At 48.1% G+C, this 19,839-nt stretch carries 16 protein-coding genes and 3 pseudogenes; 6 read left to right on the top strand and 13 right to left on the bottom strand.

The genetic code is table 11. The features are described 5' to 3' along the window. Positions 1–37 precede the first annotated feature (37 nt). Positions 38–631, bottom strand: a pseudogene (locus K2184_RS16990) (tyrosine-type recombinase/integrase); the annotation flags it as partial. Between the two features lie 60 nt (positions 632–691). Here K2184_RS16990 and K2184_RS16985 point away from each other — a divergent pair. Both K2184_RS16985 and K2184_RS16980 read left to right on the top strand, forming a co-directional pair. Then, positions 692–820: pseudogene (locus K2184_RS16985) on the top strand (transposase); the annotation flags it as partial. Further along, positions 809–2,587 (top strand): annotated as a pseudogene (locus K2184_RS16980) (replication endonuclease); the annotation flags it as partial. The pseudogenes K2184_RS16985 and K2184_RS16980, both read left to right, overlap by 12 nt. 289 nt (positions 2,588–2,876) lie before the next feature. On the opposite strand, the gene K2184_RS16975 reads toward K2184_RS16980, so the two are convergent. The 9 genes from K2184_RS16975 to K2184_RS16935 form a co-directional block, all read right to left on the bottom strand. Continuing rightward, positions 2,877–5,147, bottom strand: a complete 2,271-nt coding sequence (locus tag K2184_RS16975; protein WP_163525103.1) for a UvrD-helicase domain-containing protein — start codon at positions 5,145–5,147, stop codon at positions 2,877–2,879. Further along, positions 5,147–5,938, bottom strand: coding sequence for a hypothetical protein (locus K2184_RS16970; protein WP_163525101.1), 792 nt, complete (start codon positions 5,936–5,938; stop codon positions 5,147–5,149). The genes K2184_RS16975 and K2184_RS16970 overlap by 1 nt, the downstream gene beginning before the upstream one ends. A 1,207-nt stretch (positions 5,939–7,145) precedes the next feature. Beyond that, positions 7,146–8,756 (bottom strand): AAA family ATPase, encoded by a 1,611-nt coding sequence (locus tag K2184_RS16965; RefSeq protein WP_163525099.1) that lies wholly within the window; start codon positions 8,754–8,756, stop codon positions 7,146–7,148. A 342-nt stretch (positions 8,757–9,098) separates the two neighbouring features. Then, on the bottom strand, positions 9,099–9,551 hold the full coding sequence (locus K2184_RS16960; RefSeq protein ID WP_163525097.1) for a phage tail protein: 453 nt from the start codon (positions 9,549–9,551) through the stop codon (positions 9,099–9,101). Positions 9,552–9,565: 14 nt separating this feature from the next. Next, complete coding sequence (locus K2184_RS16955; protein ID WP_163525095.1) at positions 9,566–12,541, bottom strand: phage tail tape measure protein; 2,976 nt, start codon at positions 12,539–12,541, stop codon at positions 9,566–9,568. Further along, on the bottom strand, positions 12,528–12,686 hold the full coding sequence (locus K2184_RS16950; RefSeq protein WP_032440702.1) for a GpE family phage tail protein: 159 nt from the start codon (positions 12,684–12,686) through the stop codon (positions 12,528–12,530). The genes K2184_RS16955 and K2184_RS16950 overlap by 14 nt, the downstream gene beginning before the upstream one ends. Further along, the gene (locus tag K2184_RS16945; protein ID WP_163525093.1) at positions 12,686–12,997 is read right to left on the bottom strand and encodes a phage tail assembly protein; all 312 of its coding nucleotides are present in this window, start codon (positions 12,995–12,997) and stop codon (positions 12,686–12,688) included. Before K2184_RS16945 ends, K2184_RS16950 begins: the two co-directional genes overlap by 1 nt. 45 nt (positions 12,998–13,042) lie before the next feature. After that, positions 13,043–13,558: a phage major tail tube protein gene (locus K2184_RS16940; RefSeq protein ID WP_163525091.1), complete on the bottom strand. Its 516-nt coding sequence runs from the start codon at positions 13,556–13,558 to the stop codon at positions 13,043–13,045. Next, a complete protein-coding gene (locus tag K2184_RS16935) occupies positions 13,558–14,730 on the bottom strand; it encodes a phage tail sheath subtilisin-like domain-containing protein (RefSeq protein WP_117053929.1) in 1,173 nt (390 codons plus the stop codon). The genes K2184_RS16940 and K2184_RS16935 overlap by 1 nt, the downstream gene beginning before the upstream one ends. A 154-nt stretch (positions 14,731–14,884) precedes the next feature. Here K2184_RS16935 and K2184_RS16930 point away from each other — a divergent pair, with 154 nt between their 5' ends. The 3 genes from K2184_RS16930 (at position 14,885) to K2184_RS16920 (ending at position 16,822) form a co-directional block, all read left to right on the top strand. After that, complete coding sequence (locus tag K2184_RS16930) at positions 14,885–16,024, top strand: phage late control D family protein (protein WP_163525089.1); 1,140 nt, start codon at positions 14,885–14,887, stop codon at positions 16,022–16,024. A 43-nt stretch (positions 16,025–16,067) separates the two neighbouring features. Beyond that, entirely contained in the window at positions 16,068–16,319 is a 252-nt protein-coding gene (locus K2184_RS16925) for an ogr/Delta-like zinc finger family protein (protein ID WP_004213128.1), read from the top strand. Positions 16,320–16,582: 263 nt separating this feature from the next. Then, complete coding sequence (locus tag K2184_RS16920) at positions 16,583–16,822, top strand: putative hemolysin (RefSeq protein WP_004101237.1); 240 nt, start codon at positions 16,583–16,585, stop codon at positions 16,820–16,822. Between the two features lie 3 nt (positions 16,823–16,825). Here K2184_RS16920 and K2184_RS16915 read toward each other — a convergent pair whose 3' ends face one another. Together K2184_RS16915 and K2184_RS16910 are read right to left on the bottom strand one after the other, a co-directional pair. Further along, entirely contained in the window at positions 16,826–17,173 is a 348-nt protein-coding gene (locus tag K2184_RS16915; RefSeq protein ID WP_163525113.1) for a DUF488 domain-containing protein, read from the bottom strand. Next, positions 17,160–17,669: a DUF523 domain-containing protein gene (locus K2184_RS16910; RefSeq protein ID WP_016808475.1), complete on the bottom strand. Its 510-nt coding sequence runs from the start codon at positions 17,667–17,669 to the stop codon at positions 17,160–17,162. The genes K2184_RS16915 and K2184_RS16910 overlap by 14 nt, the downstream gene beginning before the upstream one ends. Positions 17,670–17,831: 162 nt before the next feature. Here K2184_RS16910 and K2184_RS16905 point away from each other — a divergent pair, with 162 nt between their 5' ends. Then, the gene (locus K2184_RS16905) at positions 17,832–18,524 is read left to right on the top strand and encodes a CTP synthase C-terminal region-related (seleno)protein (protein ID WP_004112256.1); all 693 of its coding nucleotides are present in this window, start codon (positions 17,832–17,834) and stop codon (positions 18,522–18,524) included. A gap of 37 nt (positions 18,525–18,561) precedes the next feature. Here K2184_RS16905 and K2184_RS16900 read toward each other — a convergent pair whose 3' ends face one another. Beyond that, the gene (locus tag K2184_RS16900) at positions 18,562–19,746 is read right to left on the bottom strand and encodes a CynX/NimT family MFS transporter (RefSeq protein WP_163525087.1); all 1,185 of its coding nucleotides are present in this window, start codon (positions 19,744–19,746) and stop codon (positions 18,562–18,564) included. Positions 19,747–19,839 lie beyond the last annotated feature (93 nt).

The raw sequence follows: 19,839 nt of genomic DNA, 5'->3' as shown, positions 1-19,839 counted from the left end.
TTGCGCGGCACGCAAGACTATTGAAAGCCATATTTACCTACCTAAGTGTGGACATAATGTGGACATTTTCCGCATCAGCGCCACCTCTCAGCGGGTTAAGCGAGATTGCGTCCTGGAGGTATTCGGGCGCAAAATGAGCGTAGGCCATAGTTTGCTCAATTCGCGCATGCCCAAGGATCCTCTGTAACGTAATGATGCTTCCTCCGTTAATCATAAAGTGCGTCGCGAAACTGTGGCGTAGTGCATGCGTCGCCTGGCCGGTCGGAAGATCAGGTTTTACCTCCCTGAGTATCTGCCTGAAGTCAGAATACGACGCCTTACCAAATAACAATCCTCGCTTACCATCTGCTATGAGTTTTGCCACTTCCGCTGATACTGGAACAGTCCGCTGCTTGTTACTCTTGGTTTTAACGAACGTCACACGGTTCTGTATGATGTTTTCTGCCTTGAGTCGAGCCGCTTCACCCCAACGAGCACCTGTACTTAAACAGAGAACGGCTATCTTCTTGTTGTCGCCATCCAGTCTAAAGAGCAAGTGCTTGATTTCGTCCTCTGTCAGATAGCCAGTTTCGGGGACTTCTTCTTTCAACTTCTTCCTGCCCCTGATCGGATGTTCACCCGAAAACAACTCGTGGACTGACCCCGTCCCGGTAGACGATCCTGCCCTATAGTTTGAGCATAGGAGGAGCGTATGGGCACACCACGATTTACACCCGAATTTAAGGAAGAAGCCGTCCGTCAGATAACGGAACGCGGTTATTCCGTTGCCGAAGTATCTGACCGTCTGGGCGTCTCTGCACACAGCCTCAGGGAGTGGGTAGCTCAAAAAAAAGCCAACTTTGAATACCTTCTGGCGATGGAGTTGGAAGACCAGGACACTGGCGAGCGTAGCTCCTTGCTCGATAAAGTCATGGGCAGCGTTTCCAACCCGAAGATCGCCCGTCATGAATTGATGGTCCGCATGCGCGGTTTTGAGGATATGGCTAATAAGATGGGAGTGGTTGGCATGTTCTACACGTTGACCGCACCGTCACGTTATCATGCCACGCATGTGCATTCCGGCATGCGCAACGATAAATACTGCAATGCCAGCCCACGCAAAACTCAAAAGTACCTTTGCAACGTCTGGTCACGTGTACGCGCCAAATGGGGAAGGGAAGGCATCCGCACATTTGGTTTTCGTGTAGCCGAACCACATCACGACGGAACGCCGCACTGGCACCTGCTGTTATTTCTCCGCCCGGAAGAGGTGGAGCTCGCCACTGAAATTTTTCATGAGTACGCCCTCCAGGTGGATGGAAGCGAACCCGGCGTGGCTCAGTATCGTTTTACTGCCAAACCAATTGATGAAGAGTTTGGATCGGCAACGGGATACATCGCAAAGTACATCTCAAAAAATATCGACGACTATGGAATGGATGGCGAGTTTGATCACGAGTCAGGCAAACTCGTTAAAGAGATGGCAAAGCGAGTGCGGGCGTGGGCTTCACGCTGGAGTATTCGCCCGTTTCAGCAGATTGGAGGCGCGCCTGTATCCACCTGGCGCGAGCTAAGGCGCCTAGGAAGTCGTGAGCTTGTCTTGCACCCGGAACTTGAAGCTGCCCGCGCTGCGGCTGATGCGGCTGATGCGCCTGATTGGCCGGGATACGTCAACGCCCAGGGCGGCCCGTTTGTAACTCGCGATTGTTTGTGTGTTCGCCTCAATTACGAATACACCGAAAACGGCAATGATTATGGTGACACAGTCGCCAAAATCAGCGGCGTCTATTGTCCGTTTACGATCAGTGAATCGGTCATTTAAACTCGTACCAATGATTACAAAATCGTACCGAAGCGTAAGCTATCGTCGGTCGAGAATTTGACCTTAGAAGGCCGCGACGCGGCCCCTTGGAGTTCTGTCAATAACTGTACGGGTCGCGCCGAATCGGACGAAAAACCACCACAACTAAAGACAGAACTTACGCAGATTGTCGTCGATTTCATACGATATTCACGCCAGCAAAGGCAGGAGATCAGCGACAGTTTGAGGCAAGATTTTGGTGAAAGGTCAGATATATGAGTGTGCCGCATAAAAATTGCACATGTCGAATTATGATACCTATGTGCTGTCGTGGGGGGCAAAGGTTACCGATAGTAAAGATATGAGTATGGCATAGGAAGATGCGGATCTGCGCTGATATGAGCGGCTACAACTAGTAGCGAAACGGTGGGCAGAAAATTATGACGCTATGGCTGCTGAATTTTTGAGGAAAAAGGCCCCGCAGACTTGCAGCTGCTAAAGAAGAGATATACGGAGCTAGAAAGCTTAATAAACGAAAAGACAATAGTAATTGTTTGCGATAAACTGCGCACCTACTGTTTCTTCGCCAGCGATAAAATAGTGAGATCGCATGCTAGCAACGCTAGCATTCGGGACGTCGGACAAGTTTACGCTATCAGCAGTGGCATTCTGCGACAGGCAACAGTTGATGATTCTGGTAATAAAGTAGGACCAATAACCGAATACATAGCAGCGTATGAACTGGGCGTGCGCTGGAAGAAAACAGCTAGCAAAAATTCCAAGACTGAAGTTGAAAGTAAAAAATGAAATTATTATATATCAGCAACTCCGATGGGGGCGACTCAACAGAACATCTAATCTTTAACAGCCATATAGCAGTGATTGTAGAGCACGATAATGAAGAGTGTATCAATTTATTAGATCACAAAGATTAATGCCATGGCTAACTTTTCACGAAGGCTAAAAATCATAAAGAATATGAATTTTACTATATATTTATAAGTGATGTATATTAATAAGTCATGGCTTAACTCTAATTATTAGAGCAAAATAAATTTGCGCATCATGTTTAATACATAACGCGCAAATATGTTAATTATAGTCTGTTTGAAAGTTCATCATTGTAAGTCAATAAGCCCTCGGTTACAGCTGTTTCGAGTAATGGACTTATTTTTTGAGTCTTTTCAGCTATAAAAGCAATTTGATATTTAGCCCGTGTTATAGCTACATATAATTTATTAAATGATGAGTAATTAATGAAGTGCAGAGATTCTCCAGTATAAGTCGATTGTTCAGGGAATTTGTCAGAATCAGCACCAACAATCACTACGACTGAAAATTCCAAACCACCTATATAATCCATCCCTCCTATTACATAAAGGTTGTTTGTGGCTGCAGCTTCTACAGCTAAATTATCACCACGCCTTTCAATTGATATATATTCCTTATCATTCGATTCAGCAAAATTTTTTAATTCCTTGAAGACTTGATCTGTACATGGGACTATTAAAACATCACTTTTTGAAATATCTAATTCTTGAGCAATATGATCAACAAAAGAGAAAGATGCTCTGTAAACTTCAGAAGCATTTTGTTTTGTTATTATATATGGGACACAGCATTTATCCTCAATCAAGGATGTATGGCCAGTCATCGATTCTGCCAAAGGATTTTCTAACTCCTGAAATAATGTAGCCCCAGATGCTAAAACACAACTTGCTAGATTTATGATATGTTCAGAAGAACGAAATACAGCACTTAAACCATGCTCATTTGCTAAGTTGGCATCAAGTTCTTTGGCTACATCTTCTTTGGTTATAGTCGTATCTCCGGTTGCTTGACTTCGATCCATTGTAAATACAATATGATTAGAGTTGGGTTTGAGGAGATTATGGAATAAACTTAGCTCATTAATATTAAAAAGATGTGTCTCATCAATATACATAATATCAAACCCAGCGGTTATTCTACGCCTTTTCCATATCGGAGTTGACGTTTCTTTAAGCGCGGACAGAGTAATGTCGTCACTATCAAACAAGTTTAATGCTATAAGTTTTTCTTGATATTTATTGTAAATCGAGAATATAGTTTTAAAATCATCATCGTTCTCTATTGGGATGATATTTTTGGTTCTGGGAAGCGACATATAGGTCTTAAGATCATCACCAGCACGACCTTTAATATACGTTGATATTTCCTCTTGGAGTAATATAGATATGCCCCAGGGATCGTTACTGCCAAAGAACTTCTTAAGTTTAGGCGAAATGAAATTAAGTGAACCAGCATAATCCTTGATGAAAAAATCCTCTAGTGCTTCATTTATGTAAAGTAGTTGCAACTGTTTTGACTCTAATGCATCACTATCAAGATATTCAGTTGCAGATATTCTATTACCTAAATTATTTATGCACCATTCTTGTAGAGTAGTAACTTCGATTGACTGTAATTTACCAGAGTTAATGAACTCATCTCCACCGTTAGACGCTATTAAATTTTCAATGTTATTTTTAGTCGCTATGCTGTGAGTTATGAAGATCGCTCGAAGTTGGTTGTCCGTTTTTTTTGCATTTTTGAGTTGAACAACAGATCTCAGGATTAAGCTTAATGTTTTTCCTGTTCCTGCAGCTCCTTTAAGAATGTCTGGTCCAAAGCTTTCGCTGAAAACAAATTTCTTTTGGCTTTCTGTTAGGTTTTTTGTCCAGTAATCTAAGCCCATATGAGGGTTGTTTAAATTCCCCGCTTCATGAATCTCGCTTACACTTAAATAAGAACTTGATGGGTCTGATTGGTTTTCAGAACTTTTAAATAAAGTGTGGGGGTCTATATCCAAAAATCCTTCTTTTGCCTTTCGGAAATTAGCTAGCTTGGGTTCGTTCTCAGCTGTATCATACCCATCTTGAAAAATTAAGAAGCTACTTTCATTCCTTTTTTCTTGCCTTTCCTTATCCGGAGATTTATCAAGTATTACTTTATAAGATTTTCCAGTAGTAAATGAGAGCGGTAAAAGAGCAATTAATGATGTACCATTAATTATTTTTTCGCAGGGACTATGACCAATTTTATCCCATAGTTTAATAGCTAATCTACACGATTTTTGAAGAATGGTAACGACTTCACTACTACTCCTTTGAAAACCATTAAATGTAGTGGTATCGAATATCAACAGGTTTTTCTTATTTGGGTTTTTACTTAAAATATAAATCCCGGAGTTTATAGACAAGGCTTTAATGTCTAAACTGAAGTCGGATATTTTACCATCTTTTAATAAGCGTGCCAAAATTTGGCCCTTGTCGTAATCTGCAGACTGAAGCATCCTTTCTGATACTATTTTCCGCGCTGCATTACTTTCTATAGCAATAAAGTTCATTATTTGGCATCCATTATTGTTGTTAATAATTCACTATGGTGATTTGCAACGCCAACCCTAACGAAATTATTAGTAAAACGCTGCATAAGTAATTCAATAAATGGTGACTTGAGTTGGCCTATAATACTGCAAAGCTTATTTGTTACATTCATGTTTAGGCCTGCATAATTTTCACCATTATCTAGTTCAATACCATTTGGTATTTTTTTTGCTATGGAGATGTCCAATTCATAAATTTCTCTTAGGTTGACAACAACAGAATTGTAACCATCAACATTATCAATAAAAAAATAGTCAGGGTTTTTATTTTCAATTATATCTTTGAGGGCCTTTTCACATTCATCTCGAAAATGGATAATAATTTTTTCATATGCTGAGTTTTCATCTAAGCAATTTATTTTAGTTTGAAGTGATTCTAGGCGTATTAATTCCCTGTTATTTAGTAAATTCTTTTCTTTTATTATGGCGTATATCCTGTGATAACCATAGGTTGTAACATTGAGCTCTGAGAAAGATGCTTTTTCAAGTAGCTCAAGAAATTGTTTTTTTAAGTTTTTAAAAACTTGCTTTTTTACTATTGGTTGTAATTCTTTATCTCTCCAGATGCTGAATGGAACTGCTGGAATAAAATTATAAAACTTAACCTTTTCTTTATTTGCAATATCACATCTTGCGGTGATCACAAGACCTAAGGTTTCATTGTTAGGGTAAGAGGCTGAGTAAGCACAATTAAAAATTGTCCCTTGGGTTAAAGTCCTATCATCCGTAACATCAACCATGTCACGTTGCATAAAATCTCCTTATTTTGAATATCAGAGCCCTAAACTATAAGTGCTTTATCATCAATCCTTTGACTTGGATTCTGATGAAATGTACTTATGGTTTCTTATCTATTATATATACATACGATGAATAATTATCAATAACATTTCATTATAAGTTTTGGTTGTTTCATGGATGTCTTGAATGTGACTATCTTTGCTTTTGTCAATGAAGTTTTTATGAATATTTGATTTAAAGCAATAAATTGAATGTAACAGTATGATTTTGATTGGAGTGGCGTGCTCATTTATTGGAAAGCTATGTTCTCTATAACATTAGTGCACGTTGTACTTCGATGATGATTTTTTATTTGATATGGATTATCCATAACGAACGCTAATCAAATTGACTAAATTCTCCTAACCCAGCTATACAAAAGGTTTAGATACTTCTACTAAGAGACTGGGAAACATCCTAGTGAGTTTAATGTGAAAATTAGTGGTTGTTATTGAACTTATTTGCACAAAATTGCAAATGATCTATTGATATCGATATTCCGTGTATTGCGCCACAGTAGGTATGCAGCTCTGATTCTAAGCATGCACGATAAAAGGAAGGATAGTTGCGCGCAGGTGACGGGGGGCAAGCCCCCGCAAGCGATACCTTTGCTGACAGAGTTGTACGTATTGGTTCCGAACACAGCATGACCGGGGGCAGAAATAAAGTCAAAATTGCAGCCAACAACCTCCCACCGCACTGGCACCGCTTTGGCGACCGGTCTCCAGGGACTAAATGGGATCCAACCACGACACATGGTACAGACAACCAGAAAAGTGGTCCGCTTGCCCTTACTGATGGGACTTACATCGATGCGGAGGGCCTGACCGAGTCCGCAAACGAGCCGGTTGATGTGACTAACGAATATGTTACTCTCTGCATGTGGAAACGAACGGCATAACAAACTACGGTCAGTAACGACCGTGTTTGCCAGTATCGGGTACTTGAATTAGCTCAAATTTGACAGTCTGTTTCGAACCGTTGAATTAATAGCGAAAAGAAGACATGTCAAACATGGAGAAATGTTATGAAAATGGTTTTAAAGTCGTCTATTTATTAATGTTTTTTTAATTTTGTATGAGGAATCATCAATGCTAAAGCATTGATGATTCTTTTATGGGGATTTTATCTTAACTGTAAGATATATTATCTCCCTATCTTAGGGGAGGGCTTAAGGTATTAGGTTGTTTTATGTGAGAAAATTAACCTCTCAAGTTCTTTGTATGTAACAGAGTCAGTAGGGAAACTTTCGGATAGCTTCAATTTAAAAACTTCGGGATTTATATTGGTTTTTATGCCGCAAATATTTCTAATATGGTTGTTTAGCTCCTTTACACTTTGATTCTCAATGTCTGTAATAATTTTGTCATACTGAGCTTCGTCGAAGGGAAGTTCATTTTTTTTACAAAAACTAACTAGCACATCTTTGCTAAAAAGATAGTTTTCTATTTCCCAGCGAATCAACATGCGATGATTTTTAGGATTTGTTTCGAGGTAGAGTTCTCTATCTTTAGACGATATGCAACGGCCTGATCCAGAATCTCTATCTTTCAGAACCAATACTTCTAAATTAGGTAGAGCTTTAGATAAAATGGCTATGGCAATATCACTTCTTTTATCTAGTTCAGTATTCCCGCCACTTGAAACGAATAATGTGTCAGGGTATTTATCATTAAAAATGGCATTATAAACTTGAGCATCTAACCCGCGCTCTCTTCCTGCTGTGCCTGGGCTATCACGACCTTCGCAGTACACTATTCGTCTGGGACTTAGTAGATGAGTGAGATCGTCTAAGGCAATACCGAAAATCTTGCGCCACATGACAGAGCTTTTCGTAGTAGGTGTTAAAACGTTAGTCTCAGCAGCAAGATTATGATTTTCATCAAAGTATATTATTTGGCATTTTTCGTTGAGCTCATCTTGTAGGGCTCGCATAAAACCGATGCTATGAGTTGTTAACCATATTTGGCATTGTTCGCCAATAAGTCTATTTATTTCAATGAGGAGTTTTTTCTGAATGGATGTATTAATATGCAACTCTGGTTCATCTAAGAGATAAACAGTATCACAATATTCATCTTGCCTTAAATATAAATCAAGTAAAATGTCTATGACCTCTTTTTCTCCTGATGATAATACATTGAATGAAAATGGTTTGGGATGGTCAGGTTTTTTGAAATATATTGTTCCCTGAGAACTTTCTATATTTCCGAGATTGTCAATTTCGAGATTCAAGCAGTTTTTTATTGACTTATTTAAATCCCCTATAATCTTTTCCTTGGCCTCACTTGGTTTACAATCCTCAGCATTCATATATTTAATAAACTTAATATTTAGTCTGCGGTAGTTTTCTTCCATCTTATCATCAAGATCTGAAGAAGAAGATGCGCCATAATTATTTAAATATATCTCACCAACTGCTCTACTTTCAGTTACGTTTAAATTAGAATTGTATCTGTAAGGACTCCGGAAGGAAAATAATGTATTTTCTTTACCCTTCCTACTTTGTCTTGCATTGTAATAAGTGCCACTAGTAAATTCAATCGAAATGCTTTGATAGTCAAATGCAGGGTCATTATGCATTGAGTGATAAAGATAGTTTTTACTTCCTTTGTTACCCAATGCGCCGAACGCATTATGGTGGAAAAGAATACCATCTAAAACACTGCTTTTCCCACACCCGTTTGGTCCTACCAATGCGATAATCCTAGCGGGATTTTCGCCTAAATCTATGGTCAAGTCATGAAAGCGTTTGTATCCATTAAACAATCTCAATTTTTTTATCCGCATAGTTTAGTTCATCCATTACGAAGTCAGATTTTATTAGAGAAGCACTAGATGTTAGATTAACAGTAAGTGAGGTTACAAAAACGTCGTTTTTATCAAACCTACATGATCTTCATCATAAAACACCTGTGAATGCCTGCACAGTGTTAGAGATCGGACTCATGCGTATTAACGTAACATTGCGTAGGGCGTAGGTTATGTCCGCTTCTGGCACAGAGCTGCCTGTCAGATCAGGTTTGGCTTTGTGCCATAGATGTATCAGATGACAACCGAGCTAATACAAGTCATTAATGATCGCGTCGTACCTCAACGTGTAAGACCACTGAGTATCTTCAGGGTTGTAATTTACCCAGTTTTAGCCCCTTCTTTAAGCGTTGCAATCAGTTCACTAACAGAGATATTTTGCAGCCGCTCCCTGATATCCTCATCAACCCTTTGCAGTGAGAGTGCGAACTCAATTCTTTTCGCTTTGCCGTAGCGATCGAACTCCTGATGCGTTTCCTGCAAGCCCGTGATGACATACATTCCGTAGATGGAGCCAACGCCATCAATTAGCGGCCAGGCAAGCCCGGTGTAAGCCATTGTCGAGACGGCACCCAAAGACAGGTTGCCACCAGTGATTTCAGGATAAAGCAACCCACCCAGCGTCAGCTGGTTCTCACCTGCGCCAACGTACTGCCATTTTGCACTACGGCCCACACGATCATTTTTAACGTGCCGCCAGTTACGGGACAACTGCAATTGCTGATAGGGCAGTGTCCTGAGTTCAAATACAAAAAGTCCGAACACCATCATCATAGCTATAACTCCTGTTAATCATGGTCCCGGAACGAACCCCGGGCAGCACGTTGCCTTTTATCAATTTCCGCGCGGACAGCCTCGCCAACAAGTCGCGCCAGTTCGCGCGGATTGCTGCTCTGAATGTCATGCAGATGAACATGAATATCACCGGAAAAACTATAACCTGAAGCCGCAGCCGCCGTGTGGGTGCTTTGATTTCGGCGTACCGGTTGCCATGCCTGCGTATGTTTTATCAATGGTTCGCCAGCGGCAATAACCGGGCGAGAGCTGACAGACTGGCGGACAAGCTTCGACTCCTGCCATTCACCACGTACTGCAAGGGCTGGAGGGAGATTTTTAAATACAATGTCACCCGGCCCGATACGTTTGCGCTTTTCCTCATCTAAAAGGCCTTTGGTGTTATCCGCGATTTGGCCCAGCCGCCGCTCTGTTCCTGAGTTGCCCCCGAGCACATTGGGCGGCGGGGCGCTGCCTTTGCTTGCAGGTTTTTCAGATGACCATTGCCACTCCCTTTTAACCATGCGCCCGGATTTTTCATCCCATTCCCACATAACCGGAATAGACCTGAGTCTGGCCGCTTCCAGCCTGGCTCTTTCAATGCCATCGGGGATGAGATCGAGCTTCTCCAGTAACCAGCCGACGCCTTCCATTAACTTCTGAAGGGGCCAAAGCAGAACGCTAAGTGCGGTCCCCAGGACCTCGCCAAAGGTCTGCCCGGCGCTGGCGCACTTGTTTAGCGCCTCGCGACTCTCCTCAACGGGCGTTAATACTCTTTTAAACCAGTTCCAGACGTTTTTGACGCCATCCCCAATGACCCCGAAAACGGGCGCCAGCCGGGAAAATACGTTATAAACAGGCGCTAACCCCTGGATGACGCCTGTAAAAAAACCGCTAAAGAAGGCCTTAATTGGTCCCCAGTATTTCCAGATCAGTACCCCAGCAGCTACAAACGCAGCACCCACTAAACCGATTGGGCTCAAGAGCATTGATAATCCGCCGCCCAGTGTCGTAATTCCACCTTTCACAATACCGAGCAGAGCAGGGAGCCCGGTTAGCCGCAGCGCCAGCCCGCCAACGCCTTTTGACAGGGCGCTTATCGCCGTCCCCGGAGAGGAAAAGGCGCCAAGTAACGCGCCGCGCAGGGTTACCATCAACCTGGTTAATACGCTGGCGCGTCCAGCCAGACCGCCGAGTAAGGCACGCCATCCGCTGATTTTTGCCAGTGAACTGCCGCCCACAGCACTCAATATGCGGAACGCTGATACCGTACCTCCGATGCCGCTCCCGCCGGACAGCAGCGCAAACCCCAGCCTGAGCTTTGCAAGCGGCCCTAAAAGTAGACCAGCAGCTAATGACATACCGCCAAATACTGCGGTTAATGCCAGTGCAGTACCACCGGCGAGTAACAACGTTCGTGAAAGTCTGGGGTTTTCTTCTATCCAGGTTTGAATAGTGCCAATAACCCGGCTAAGCCCCTGTGTCAGCCTGCGCAATGGGCCGTCTACTGTCTCAGCCACAGAAATGCGAAACGCCTCCCACGCGCTGTCCAGCTCCTTCAAATCGCCGCCCAGGTTGTCTTTCTTCTTGTTAGCGACGGCGAAGGCCTCCTGATTTTTATGTGCTTCAGCAATTTGTTCATAGAGTGACTGGAGGTAGCCATCACCTGCGCCGTTGACCAAAGACTGGAGGCTCGTAAAACCCTCTTCTCCGGCGATATCTTTGAAAAATGAAACCTGATCCACCTCGCCAAAGCGGGAAACGCGTTTTTGTAGATCGAGAAGAATATCGAACGGACGTCGCATCTTTCCGCTCGCGTCGGCAGTTTCCACTCCCAGCTCTTTGAGTGCCTTTTTGGCTGCCGTAGTGGGGGAGGCCAGGCGGGAGAGGGAGCGACGCATTGCCGTACCGGCCTCGCTACCGCGAATACCCACGCGCGCCAGCGTGCCGGTCATAGCTGCGGCTTCTTCCAGGCTTATCCCAAGTCCCGCGGCTACCGGCCCGACAACTTTCATTGTCTCGCCGAGGCTGCTAAGCGTGGTGTTGGTACGGGTAAATGTACCTGTCAGCACATCGCTGACGCGGTCCATTTCCCCGGCGTCGAGGGCGAACTGTGAAAGAATATTTGAGCCGATGTCTGCCGTTTCACCCAGTTCCATACTGCCCGCTAGTGCCATATTGAGCACGCCGGGCAGTGCGGCACGGATAGCATCTGGCGTGAAGCCCGCCATTGCCAGAAAGGCCTGGCCGCTGGCGGCGTCACGTGTGGTGAAGGCGGTTTCAGCACCGAGTTTTTTTGCCTGAGTGCGCAAGGCGGCCAGCTGTGAATCGCCCTTATCAAGCCGCGTTAGCGCCTGGACGTTTGACATTTCCTCATCAAAACCAACCGCAGGCGACAGGAAGCGCCCGGCACCGTACCCGGCAGCGGTTGCTGTACCTAATGCTATGGCACCGCCAGAGCGCAACTTCCCGGCCATCTGCTGTGCACCCTCGTAACGTTTACGAGCTTGAGTGACCGCAGCAAGTTGCCGTTTTTCCCGTTCAAGGGATTGGTTGTATTGTTCTGTGCGGCGTATCGCGTTACCGATGGTGGCGCTACTACCGGAAAGCATGACGCCATGCTGGCGCAGGGCTGATGCACTCTCACGGAGGCGGGCCACTTCCGTCACGCGTTTTGCGGTCAACCGATCAAGCCGCTCACCCAATCGGGACATCAGTATTTGCTGTTTTTCCGTCAGCGTTCCGTTTTTACGTTGTGCTTCTGACAAGCCATCAAAGCGGGCACGGGCACGTGAGATGGAACGGTCGGTTTTGCCGACGGCCGCGGTCATTCGCTGAAAAGTGGCACTGCTCTTATCGAGCCCTTTCAGGGTGGATTGTGTTTTTCTGAGGGAGTCGGATAGGCCGCCCGCACTCTGGCGGGCAGCATTAACGGGGCGGGTAAATCTGTCGATCGCGCTGAAAGCAACGCGTATATCAAGACTCTTCATCACTGGCACCACTTCGAAGCGCCGCCCGCTTGCGCCAGGCTATCACCTCGCCAAGATCCATGCCGAAAACTTCAGAGGGCGGCCAGTTAAAAATAACGGCAATATCAGCAACCAGATCGTCTATCTGGTCAAACGCAACGGTGATTACTCGCTCTCCGTCTCCGCCACGTTCGACGCTCCAGGCTCCGGCGGATTCAAGAAAGGGACCATCTTCTCTGCCAGCCCGATAAAGTCCAGCATGTGCATTTCGTTGATTTCTTTTTGCGTCAGCGCAGGCGCGGTGACTCGCGTTAACAGCGTGGCGATGGAGTCCGCATCCATATTGGCAACCCGGATAAGGTTCAGACTGCGCAGGGATCCGGCCTGACTGATTGCGCCGGTGATCTCCACTTCGCTAATCTCGCCATCTTTACGCACAACTGGACGAGTCAATTTAAAAGTATTTTTGCTGGTCATTTCTGATTTCTCCGGGCGACGTCACCGCCGCCCTTTTTGTCGTGATTAACTGCCCATACCCAGGGCGGAGGTGATGCGGTCCGGGAACATGTTCTGACCGTTCTTTTTGTAGATGAAGTTCAGCAGGTCAATTTCGATAATGGGCTGATCATCGATGGAGAATTTGTAGTAGGTGGACTTAAAGGTGTAGCTTTCCTCCGTATCTTCCCCCTGTTTTGAGTCTCCACCGTCGAGTTCAGTAAATCGCCCGCGCAGCTCCACCTCGACAAGCTGGCTTTCGCCATCAGTGAAATATTCACCCGCAAAGCGCAGACGCGTGCCGTCAATTTCTGCTCCGTATTCGAGAAAGAGAGCCTTAATTACGCCTCCAAAAACAATGGTGGAATCCAGCGCGCCAGCCTCAAGGCCGAGATCAACACCGACCGCACCCAGCATGCCACCGCCCTGATAGTCCTCTACTTTTCGTGACAGTTTGGGGCGAGTGAAAGAGGTCACTTTTCCCAGATAGTTGTCGCCGTTAACAAAGCAGCTAAAAAGCCGCAGTTTGTGAGGAACAGCCATTATTCACCCCCGAGCGACGCGAACGCCGGTTCGTAAAAATCATCAGTAAAGGTCTGGTATAGCGTCAGATCTTCAAGCGGTGGGACCGGGCTGTAGCTATAGCGCACAATCAGTTTTCCCTGGCGCAAATCCGTGGTGCCGTTGTCCAGCGTGTCATACCAGCAGTCAGCGCCGATAAGCTGGCCGGCAGTGACTTTTTTGCTGAGAGCAGAGCGGATGCCGCTTACCACATCTTTCACGTTGGCCGGAGTGAGCGGGCTGTCAACAGAGGTAAATTGCGCCTCCGCAATACTGTCCGCCAGGATCTGCGCGGTACGGGTAAACACCTCAAAAGTGTAGGTTTCGGTGTCCGTGGTGCGGTTACCCCAGAAGCGGAAACCGTCACGCTTGATAAGCGTCGTGATTTCGTTGTTGTTCAGCTCGTTAGCGTCGCTGTCTTCTGCCTGCAATGCCCAGAATACATCTTTCGAAATACCCAGAACGTTATTCACCACAACGTTGGACAGCGATTTGTGCCAGCCCTGGCTGTTATCAATAGCGGCGCGCAGGCCGCAGGCGTAAGCCGGGGCGGGAAACGTTTCGTTATCATCCGTCAGGGGGTTGTAAGCGATAAAGTCCGGCCAGATCAGCATCAGCTCGCGGTAAGCGAAGGTTTTGCGATAAGCGATAGCCTCCGCCATGGTCGCGCAGCCGTTGCAACCGGCATAAACAAAAGCCCGCAGATTCTGGGCAATCACGCAAAGCTGTGACGTCACTTCCGCAGTGTCGTAGTCCGGCACCGCCAGGATGCGCGGGCGATAGCGGGTTTTGGCCTCCGCCGTCAGCAGGGCATACATTCCCGTATAGCTGTCGCCATCTGTTCCACCAATAATGGCCTGGGACTGGCTGTCGCCGTTACCGGAAGCCTCTTTCACCCGGACAATCACAACACGCGGACTGCACTGATCGGAAATGGCTTTGAGGGCTTTGTAAAGTGACCCGGTTTTACCTGCCTTGCCGAGGACGTTACGTACCCGTGTCAGCAGAACCGGAGTATTGAGCGGGAAAGTTTCCGGATCGGCGTCATCAGCAACCGCAACAATACCGATCACGCTGGAATCAATGTCATTGATTGCCTGCTGTAGGTCGGTATTTTCGCGAGAGCGGACGCCGTGAAAACGAGTTTCAGACATAAGTTCACCATCATGTTGCTCTTTGAGTTCAGGGCAATATTCAACGTTAAGTCTGCTGGCGTCGCCTGGTTGCCGGTCTGCCCGTTCGCTGACAACAAAAAGGGATTCAGCCCCGCGCGCGGGCATGGAATCATCAGCAAAAAACGGGGGAGTTATGTCGATAGCAGACACGCTAACAACAGCAGCCGAAGGGTATTTAGAAAAATTAAGTGAGGTCGTAAAGACACCGGATTTTAGTATCACGTTGGGTGGGGTCGCCCTGACTGAACTGGCCGACCGCATCACCTCGCTATCTGTTACAGATAACAACGGTTTTGATGCTGATCAGCTAACTCTGTCAGTAGATGACTCTGACGGAGTAACGGATTTACCCCCACGCGGTGCGGAGCTGGCGGTGTCCATCGGCTGGCTGGGTGAGGCGTTGATCTACAAAGGTCTCTACACCGTTGACGAGGTTGGGCATAGCGGGCCGCCGGATGTTATAGGCATCACCGCGCACAGCGCTGATTTTCGCGAAGAGATGAACGTCAGGCGGGAGGTGTCCTGGCATGATGTGACGGTAGAGCGGGTGGTATCGGCCATAGCCCGGCGTTATGACCTGAAGCCGATGATTAGCGAGGCCCTGATCGACATTGAGATCGACCATGCGGATCAGACCGAAGAGAGCGACATGTCGTTTTTAACGCGCATGGCGGAGATGTTGGGGGCCATTGCCACCGTGAAAAATGGCTGTCTGCTGTTTATCCTGCCTGGGGGCGGCGTCAGTGCATCCGGTAGGGCGCTGCCATCGGCTGAGATAACCCGTGCCAGCGGAGATCGTCACAGGTTCCGCATTGCCGATCGTGATGCTTACACTGGTGTGCGGGCGTACTGGCTGGATCTTAATTTCGGCAAGAAAAAACCGGTCAAGGTCACTAAGCGCAAAACAAATACTGCCAGAAAAAAGGCTGAGGAGAAAAGCAGCCGCCCGGAAGGGGATTACATGGAGGGCGCTGAAGGTAACGTGTATGTTTTGCGTAAAACCTATCAGAACGAAACGGCGGCCAGGCGCGCAGCTGCGGCAAAATGGATACAGCTCCAGAAAGGCGCGGCACAGTTTTCGATAACCCTGGCGCGCGGCCGCGCCGATTTATATCCGGGTATGCATCTGAACGTGTCGGGCTTCAAGTCTGAAATCGATACTCAGGATTGGATCATTGCCAGAGCGGAACATGTTATCGGTGATAACGGATTTATCACGAAAATGGAGCTTGAGGCGAAAATAAGCGACTGGATTGCAGAAACTGAACAGTAGCGGCCATAATAGGCGTGAGTTCAACTCCCTATGGGAGATCATCATGTTTGTTTGTCCCTACTGCGGCGCAAACGCCCGCACCCGCACCAGCCGCCGGTTAAGCGAGTTCACCATCCGGCAATACCATCAATGCCAGAATCTTGAATGCAGCGAGTCATTCACGACGCTGAACACCGTAGAGCGCAGAGTAACGAAGCGCTCAACCAGCGCAGATCCTTTGCCGCCAGGATTTATCCCCGGCGATGCTTTCCCGGCTTCTCATTACGGGAACAGTCAACTTAGTCTTGCGGTATAAAAACAGCCCCCTGGAAAGGGGGCTATTCTTGTCAATGTGGTCGATATGTGGACACTTTTGAAATAAATCCTTTTATTTCAATTTATTAAATCCCAAAAAAAAGCCCCGTCGGGGGCGACGGGGAAAAACTCATTGATTATGGAATGATCTGTTCTCTGGTCAGTTCGAGAACAGGGCTACTCTACGATGCAAAAGTGCAGCTAAAATGGAGAAAAGGTGGAGATTCAGGGCGAAAGTCCGTTTTGATCAATTAAGGAGAAGAAATGAAGTGGATGATAGCTATGTTGCCTCTGGCGATGGCCGGATGTGCGCAGACTCAGCCGACGCAGCCTGCGCATCCGGTGGGGATGGCTAACCCGGCTTCGGTTTACTGTCAGCAGCTCGGCGGCACGCAGGTTCCCATCCAAAGCCCGCAGGGCGTACGCACTGAATGTAAGCTGCCCAGCGGGGAAACGTTAGATGAATGGGCGCTCTGGCGGCGCGATCACCCGAATAAGCCGTAGCGTTTATTGTAGCGATTTTAGCCAGTCAGCCAGCACCTGCGCATGGTTTTGCCGGGTGTTTTTCGCCGCGTAGAGTAACGTCAGCGGCTGTTGACTGGCCAGGGCAGCCAGGCGTTTGCCTTCCTCCCGTTGAGCCTCAAGCTCTTGGCGATAGAGTTGGCTAAAGTGGGCGAAATCGATGGTCTCGCTGTGAAAAGCCTTGCGTAAATCTGCTGATGGCGTCAGCATTTTACACCACTCATCGTAGTTCAGCGCTTCTTTTTTTATCCCGCGCGGCCACAGACGGTCGACCAGTATCCGGTAGCCGTCGCTCGTTTCCTGCGGGTCATAAACGCGTTTACACTGAATCATCATTGCCTTCCCTTTGTTCCATCCACGCCAGCAGCTGCGGGAGCTGCTGCTCAGAAAATACCTTTATGCCGTGCTCACGAAGCAGGGCTGCGGCAACACCAGCACCGGGTTTGCGCTGGCCTTTAAAGGTACCATCATAGATAAACTGGCTGCCGCAGGTGGGGCTACCATCGGTAAGCAGAGCCGCAGCGCACCCTTCTTCTTGCGCCGCTTTTAGCGCCAGCCAGGCGGCCAACTGGTAATGAGCAGTGACATCCTTGCCGTCGCTTTCAACAATTTGCCCGCGATTTTGCATCACCTCTGCGCCCTGGGCGTTGAGGATCTCAGCCGGTAGTCGCGGTACAGGCAATCCGGCCGCCAGCTCCGGACAGTGGGTGACCAGCCGTCCCTCACGCTGCCAGCGAGTCAATGCGTCAGTCAAGCGGGCCTTGTGGCTGCCGTTATAGCGAACCTGAAAGCCCATCAGGCAGGCGCTAACCAGAATTTTGCTCTTCATCGTGTATCCATAGCCATTCTTCTGTCCTATACCATACCGCCAGTCGGCGCAAAATGCCCGTCTTCAGGCGCAGAGAAAATAAGGATTGTTTTCTGCATGTGAGATCGCTAATCTGAGGTTCCTTGTGTTGCCTGATAATCGCTCTGACATAAGGATCCTGCTATGAATTCCCCCCTGCGTATTGCCCTGGTTGGTGATTACAACCCCGATGTTGTCGCCCACAAAGCGATTCCCCTGGCAATAGATGATGCTGCAGCCGTCCTCGAGCTTTCGTTGCGCTATGACTGGCTGGCAACCAGTGAGATAAAATCTACTGAGGATCTTGCTGACTACGATGCTATTTGGGTGGTACCCGCCAGCCCCTATAAAAACGCCGCAGGCGCATTTATCGCCATTCGCCACGCCCGTGAAAACAGCATACCGTTCCTCGGTACCTGCGGTGGGTTTCAGCACGCCATTATTGAGTATGCGCGCAACGTTATGGGCTGGCAGGATGCCGCGCATGCGGAAACCGATACCGAAGGCCGGATGGTCATCGCGCCGCTAAGCTGCTCGCTGGTTGAAAAGACGGATAATATTGAGCTGCGCGCCAATACGCTTATCGCGCGCGCTTACGGTCGCGATAGCATTCAGGAGGGATACCACTGTAATTATGGGATTGCCGACGATTTTGCTCGCGAACTGGAGCAGGGCGATCTGCGGGTGACCGGCTGGGACGATGACGGCGAGATTCGTGCGGTCGAGCTGGTTACGCATCCATTCTTTGTCGCCACGCTGTTCCAGCACGAGCGCAATGCGCTGGAGGGGCGGCCCGCGCCGCTGGTTCACGCGTTTTTACACGCCGCGAGCCGTTAAATAAACGCCCGGCAGCGTTTGCCGGGCGATAGTGCCGCTAGCCGTGAATTTCCCGATCGCGGCCAGCCAGCGCGCCGAAGACCGCCATCACGACAGAAATTAGCGCCACGGCGATCAGGGGAATATGCCAGTCGCCCGAGGCGTCATGAATTTTACCCATCACCGGCGGCCCGCAGGCGGCCAGCAGATAGCCCACCGCCTGCGCCATTCCCGACAGCGCAGCGGCCTGATGGGCTGAGCTGGCGCGCAGTCCGATAAAGGTCAGCCCCAGAATCATGGTCGCGCCGGAGCCAAAGCCGAAGATAAGCGTCCACATTACCGCCTGACCCGGGAGAAACCATAATCCGAGCGCGCTGACCGCGCACATCATAGCGACCAGCACCGCAATACCGCGCTGATCTTTTAACCGATGAAGGATTAAGGGAATCGCCAGTCCCGGCGCGGCTGTCGCCAGCTGCAGCAACCCGTGCAGGGAACCCGCCTGCGCTTCGCTGTAGCCAATACTTTGCAAAATGGCCGGCAGCCAGCCGATGATAACGTAATAGACCAGCGAGTTAATGCCAAGAAACAGCGTCACCTGCCAGGCTAACGCAGAACGCCAGATACCGCGGTTATGGATGGCTCCCGAACCGGTCAGCGGCGCGGTAGCCTGCCTGCGCGACTGCGGCAGCCAGACAAACAGCGCCAGCAGTGGAAAAACCATCAGCGTCAATAGCGCGCCGCGCCAGCCAAGTCCGGCAAGCGCCAGCGGTACCACCATGGCCGAGCCCAATGCCGCCGCGCCACCCATGGTGAGAGAGTAAGCGCCGGTCATTTTGGCGACGTGCTGCGAAAAGTCGCGTTTGATTAACCCCGGCAGCAGTACGTTCCCCAGCGCGATACCGCAGCCGATCACCGCGGTGCCGATAAACAGTAGCGAGACGAAGGGCAGGGAGCGCAGACCAATTCCGAGGCAAATCAGTATCATCGCCAGCAGCAGGCTGCGTTCAAGGCCGAAGCGGCGAGCGACTCCCGCAGCCAGCGGTGACACCAGGCCGAAGGCCAGCAGCGGCAGCGTCGTTAACAGCCCGGTTTGTGCGGTAGTGAGGCCATATTCGCTGCGAATGGCGTTGAGCAGCGGCGCGGCGCCGGTAAATGCCACGCGTAAGGTCGTGGCGATAAGCAGAATACCGGCAATCAACAAAAGAGGACGGCGGCCGGCAGAAGGTAAAACAGAATTCATGGCGATCTCAAACAAGAATACGAGGCGTTCACAATAGCTTGTTTGTGGGATGTTTAAATCAAGCTAAAATGACAGATTATCGCTAAAATCGGA

This window comes from Klebsiella sp. K5-306 (assembly GCF_051835185.1).
Taxonomy (GTDB): Bacteria; Pseudomonadota; Gammaproteobacteria; order Enterobacterales; family Enterobacteriaceae; genus Klebsiella; species Klebsiella oxytoca.
This window is presented reverse-complemented; position numbering and strand designations above follow the sequence as displayed.

Excerpts from the sequence above, each read along its gene's own strand:
- K2184_RS16975 (WP_163525103.1), bottom strand. The coding sequence starts at position 5,147 with ATGAACTTTATTGCTATAGAAAGTAATGCAGCGCGGAAAATAGTATCA.
- K2184_RS16970 (WP_163525101.1), bottom strand. The coding sequence starts at position 5,938 with ATGCAACGTGACATGGTTGATGTTACGGATGATAGGACTTTAACCCAA.
- K2184_RS16965 (WP_163525099.1), bottom strand. The coding sequence starts at position 8,756 with ATGCGGATAAAAAAATTGAGATTGTTTAATGGATACAAACGCTTTCAT.
- K2184_RS16960 (WP_163525097.1), bottom strand. The coding sequence starts at position 9,551 with ATGATGATGGTGTTCGGACTTTTTGTATTTGAACTCAGGACACTGCCC.
- K2184_RS16955 (WP_163525095.1), bottom strand. The coding sequence starts at position 12,541 with ATGAAGAGTCTTGATATACGCGTTGCTTTCAGCGCGATCGACAGATTT.
- K2184_RS16945 (WP_163525093.1), bottom strand. The coding sequence starts at position 12,997 with ATGACCAGCAAAAATACTTTTAAATTGACTCGTCCAGTTGTGCGTAAA.
- K2184_RS16940 (WP_163525091.1), bottom strand. The coding sequence starts at position 13,558 with ATGGCTGTTCCTCACAAACTGCGGCTTTTTAGCTGCTTTGTTAACGGC.
- K2184_RS16935 (WP_117053929.1), bottom strand. The coding sequence starts at position 14,730 with ATGTCTGAAACTCGTTTTCACGGCGTCCGCTCTCGCGAAAATACCGAC.
- K2184_RS16930 (WP_163525089.1), top strand. The coding sequence starts at position 14,885 with ATGTCGATAGCAGACACGCTAACAACAGCAGCCGAAGGGTATTTAGAA.
- K2184_RS16925 (WP_004213128.1), top strand. The coding sequence starts at position 16,068 with ATGTTTGTTTGTCCCTACTGCGGCGCAAACGCCCGCACCCGCACCAGC.
- K2184_RS16920 (WP_004101237.1), top strand. The coding sequence starts at position 16,583 with ATGAAGTGGATGATAGCTATGTTGCCTCTGGCGATGGCCGGATGTGCG.
- K2184_RS16915 (WP_163525113.1), bottom strand. The coding sequence starts at position 17,173 with ATGATTCAGTGTAAACGCGTTTATGACCCGCAGGAAACGAGCGACGGC.
- K2184_RS16910 (WP_016808475.1), bottom strand. The coding sequence starts at position 17,669 with ATGAAGAGCAAAATTCTGGTTAGCGCCTGCCTGATGGGCTTTCAGGTT.
- K2184_RS16905 (WP_004112256.1), top strand. The coding sequence starts at position 17,832 with ATGAATTCCCCCCTGCGTATTGCCCTGGTTGGTGATTACAACCCCGAT.
- K2184_RS16900 (WP_163525087.1), bottom strand. The coding sequence starts at position 19,746 with ATGAATTCTGTTTTACCTTCTGCCGGCCGCCGTCCTCTTTTGTTGATT.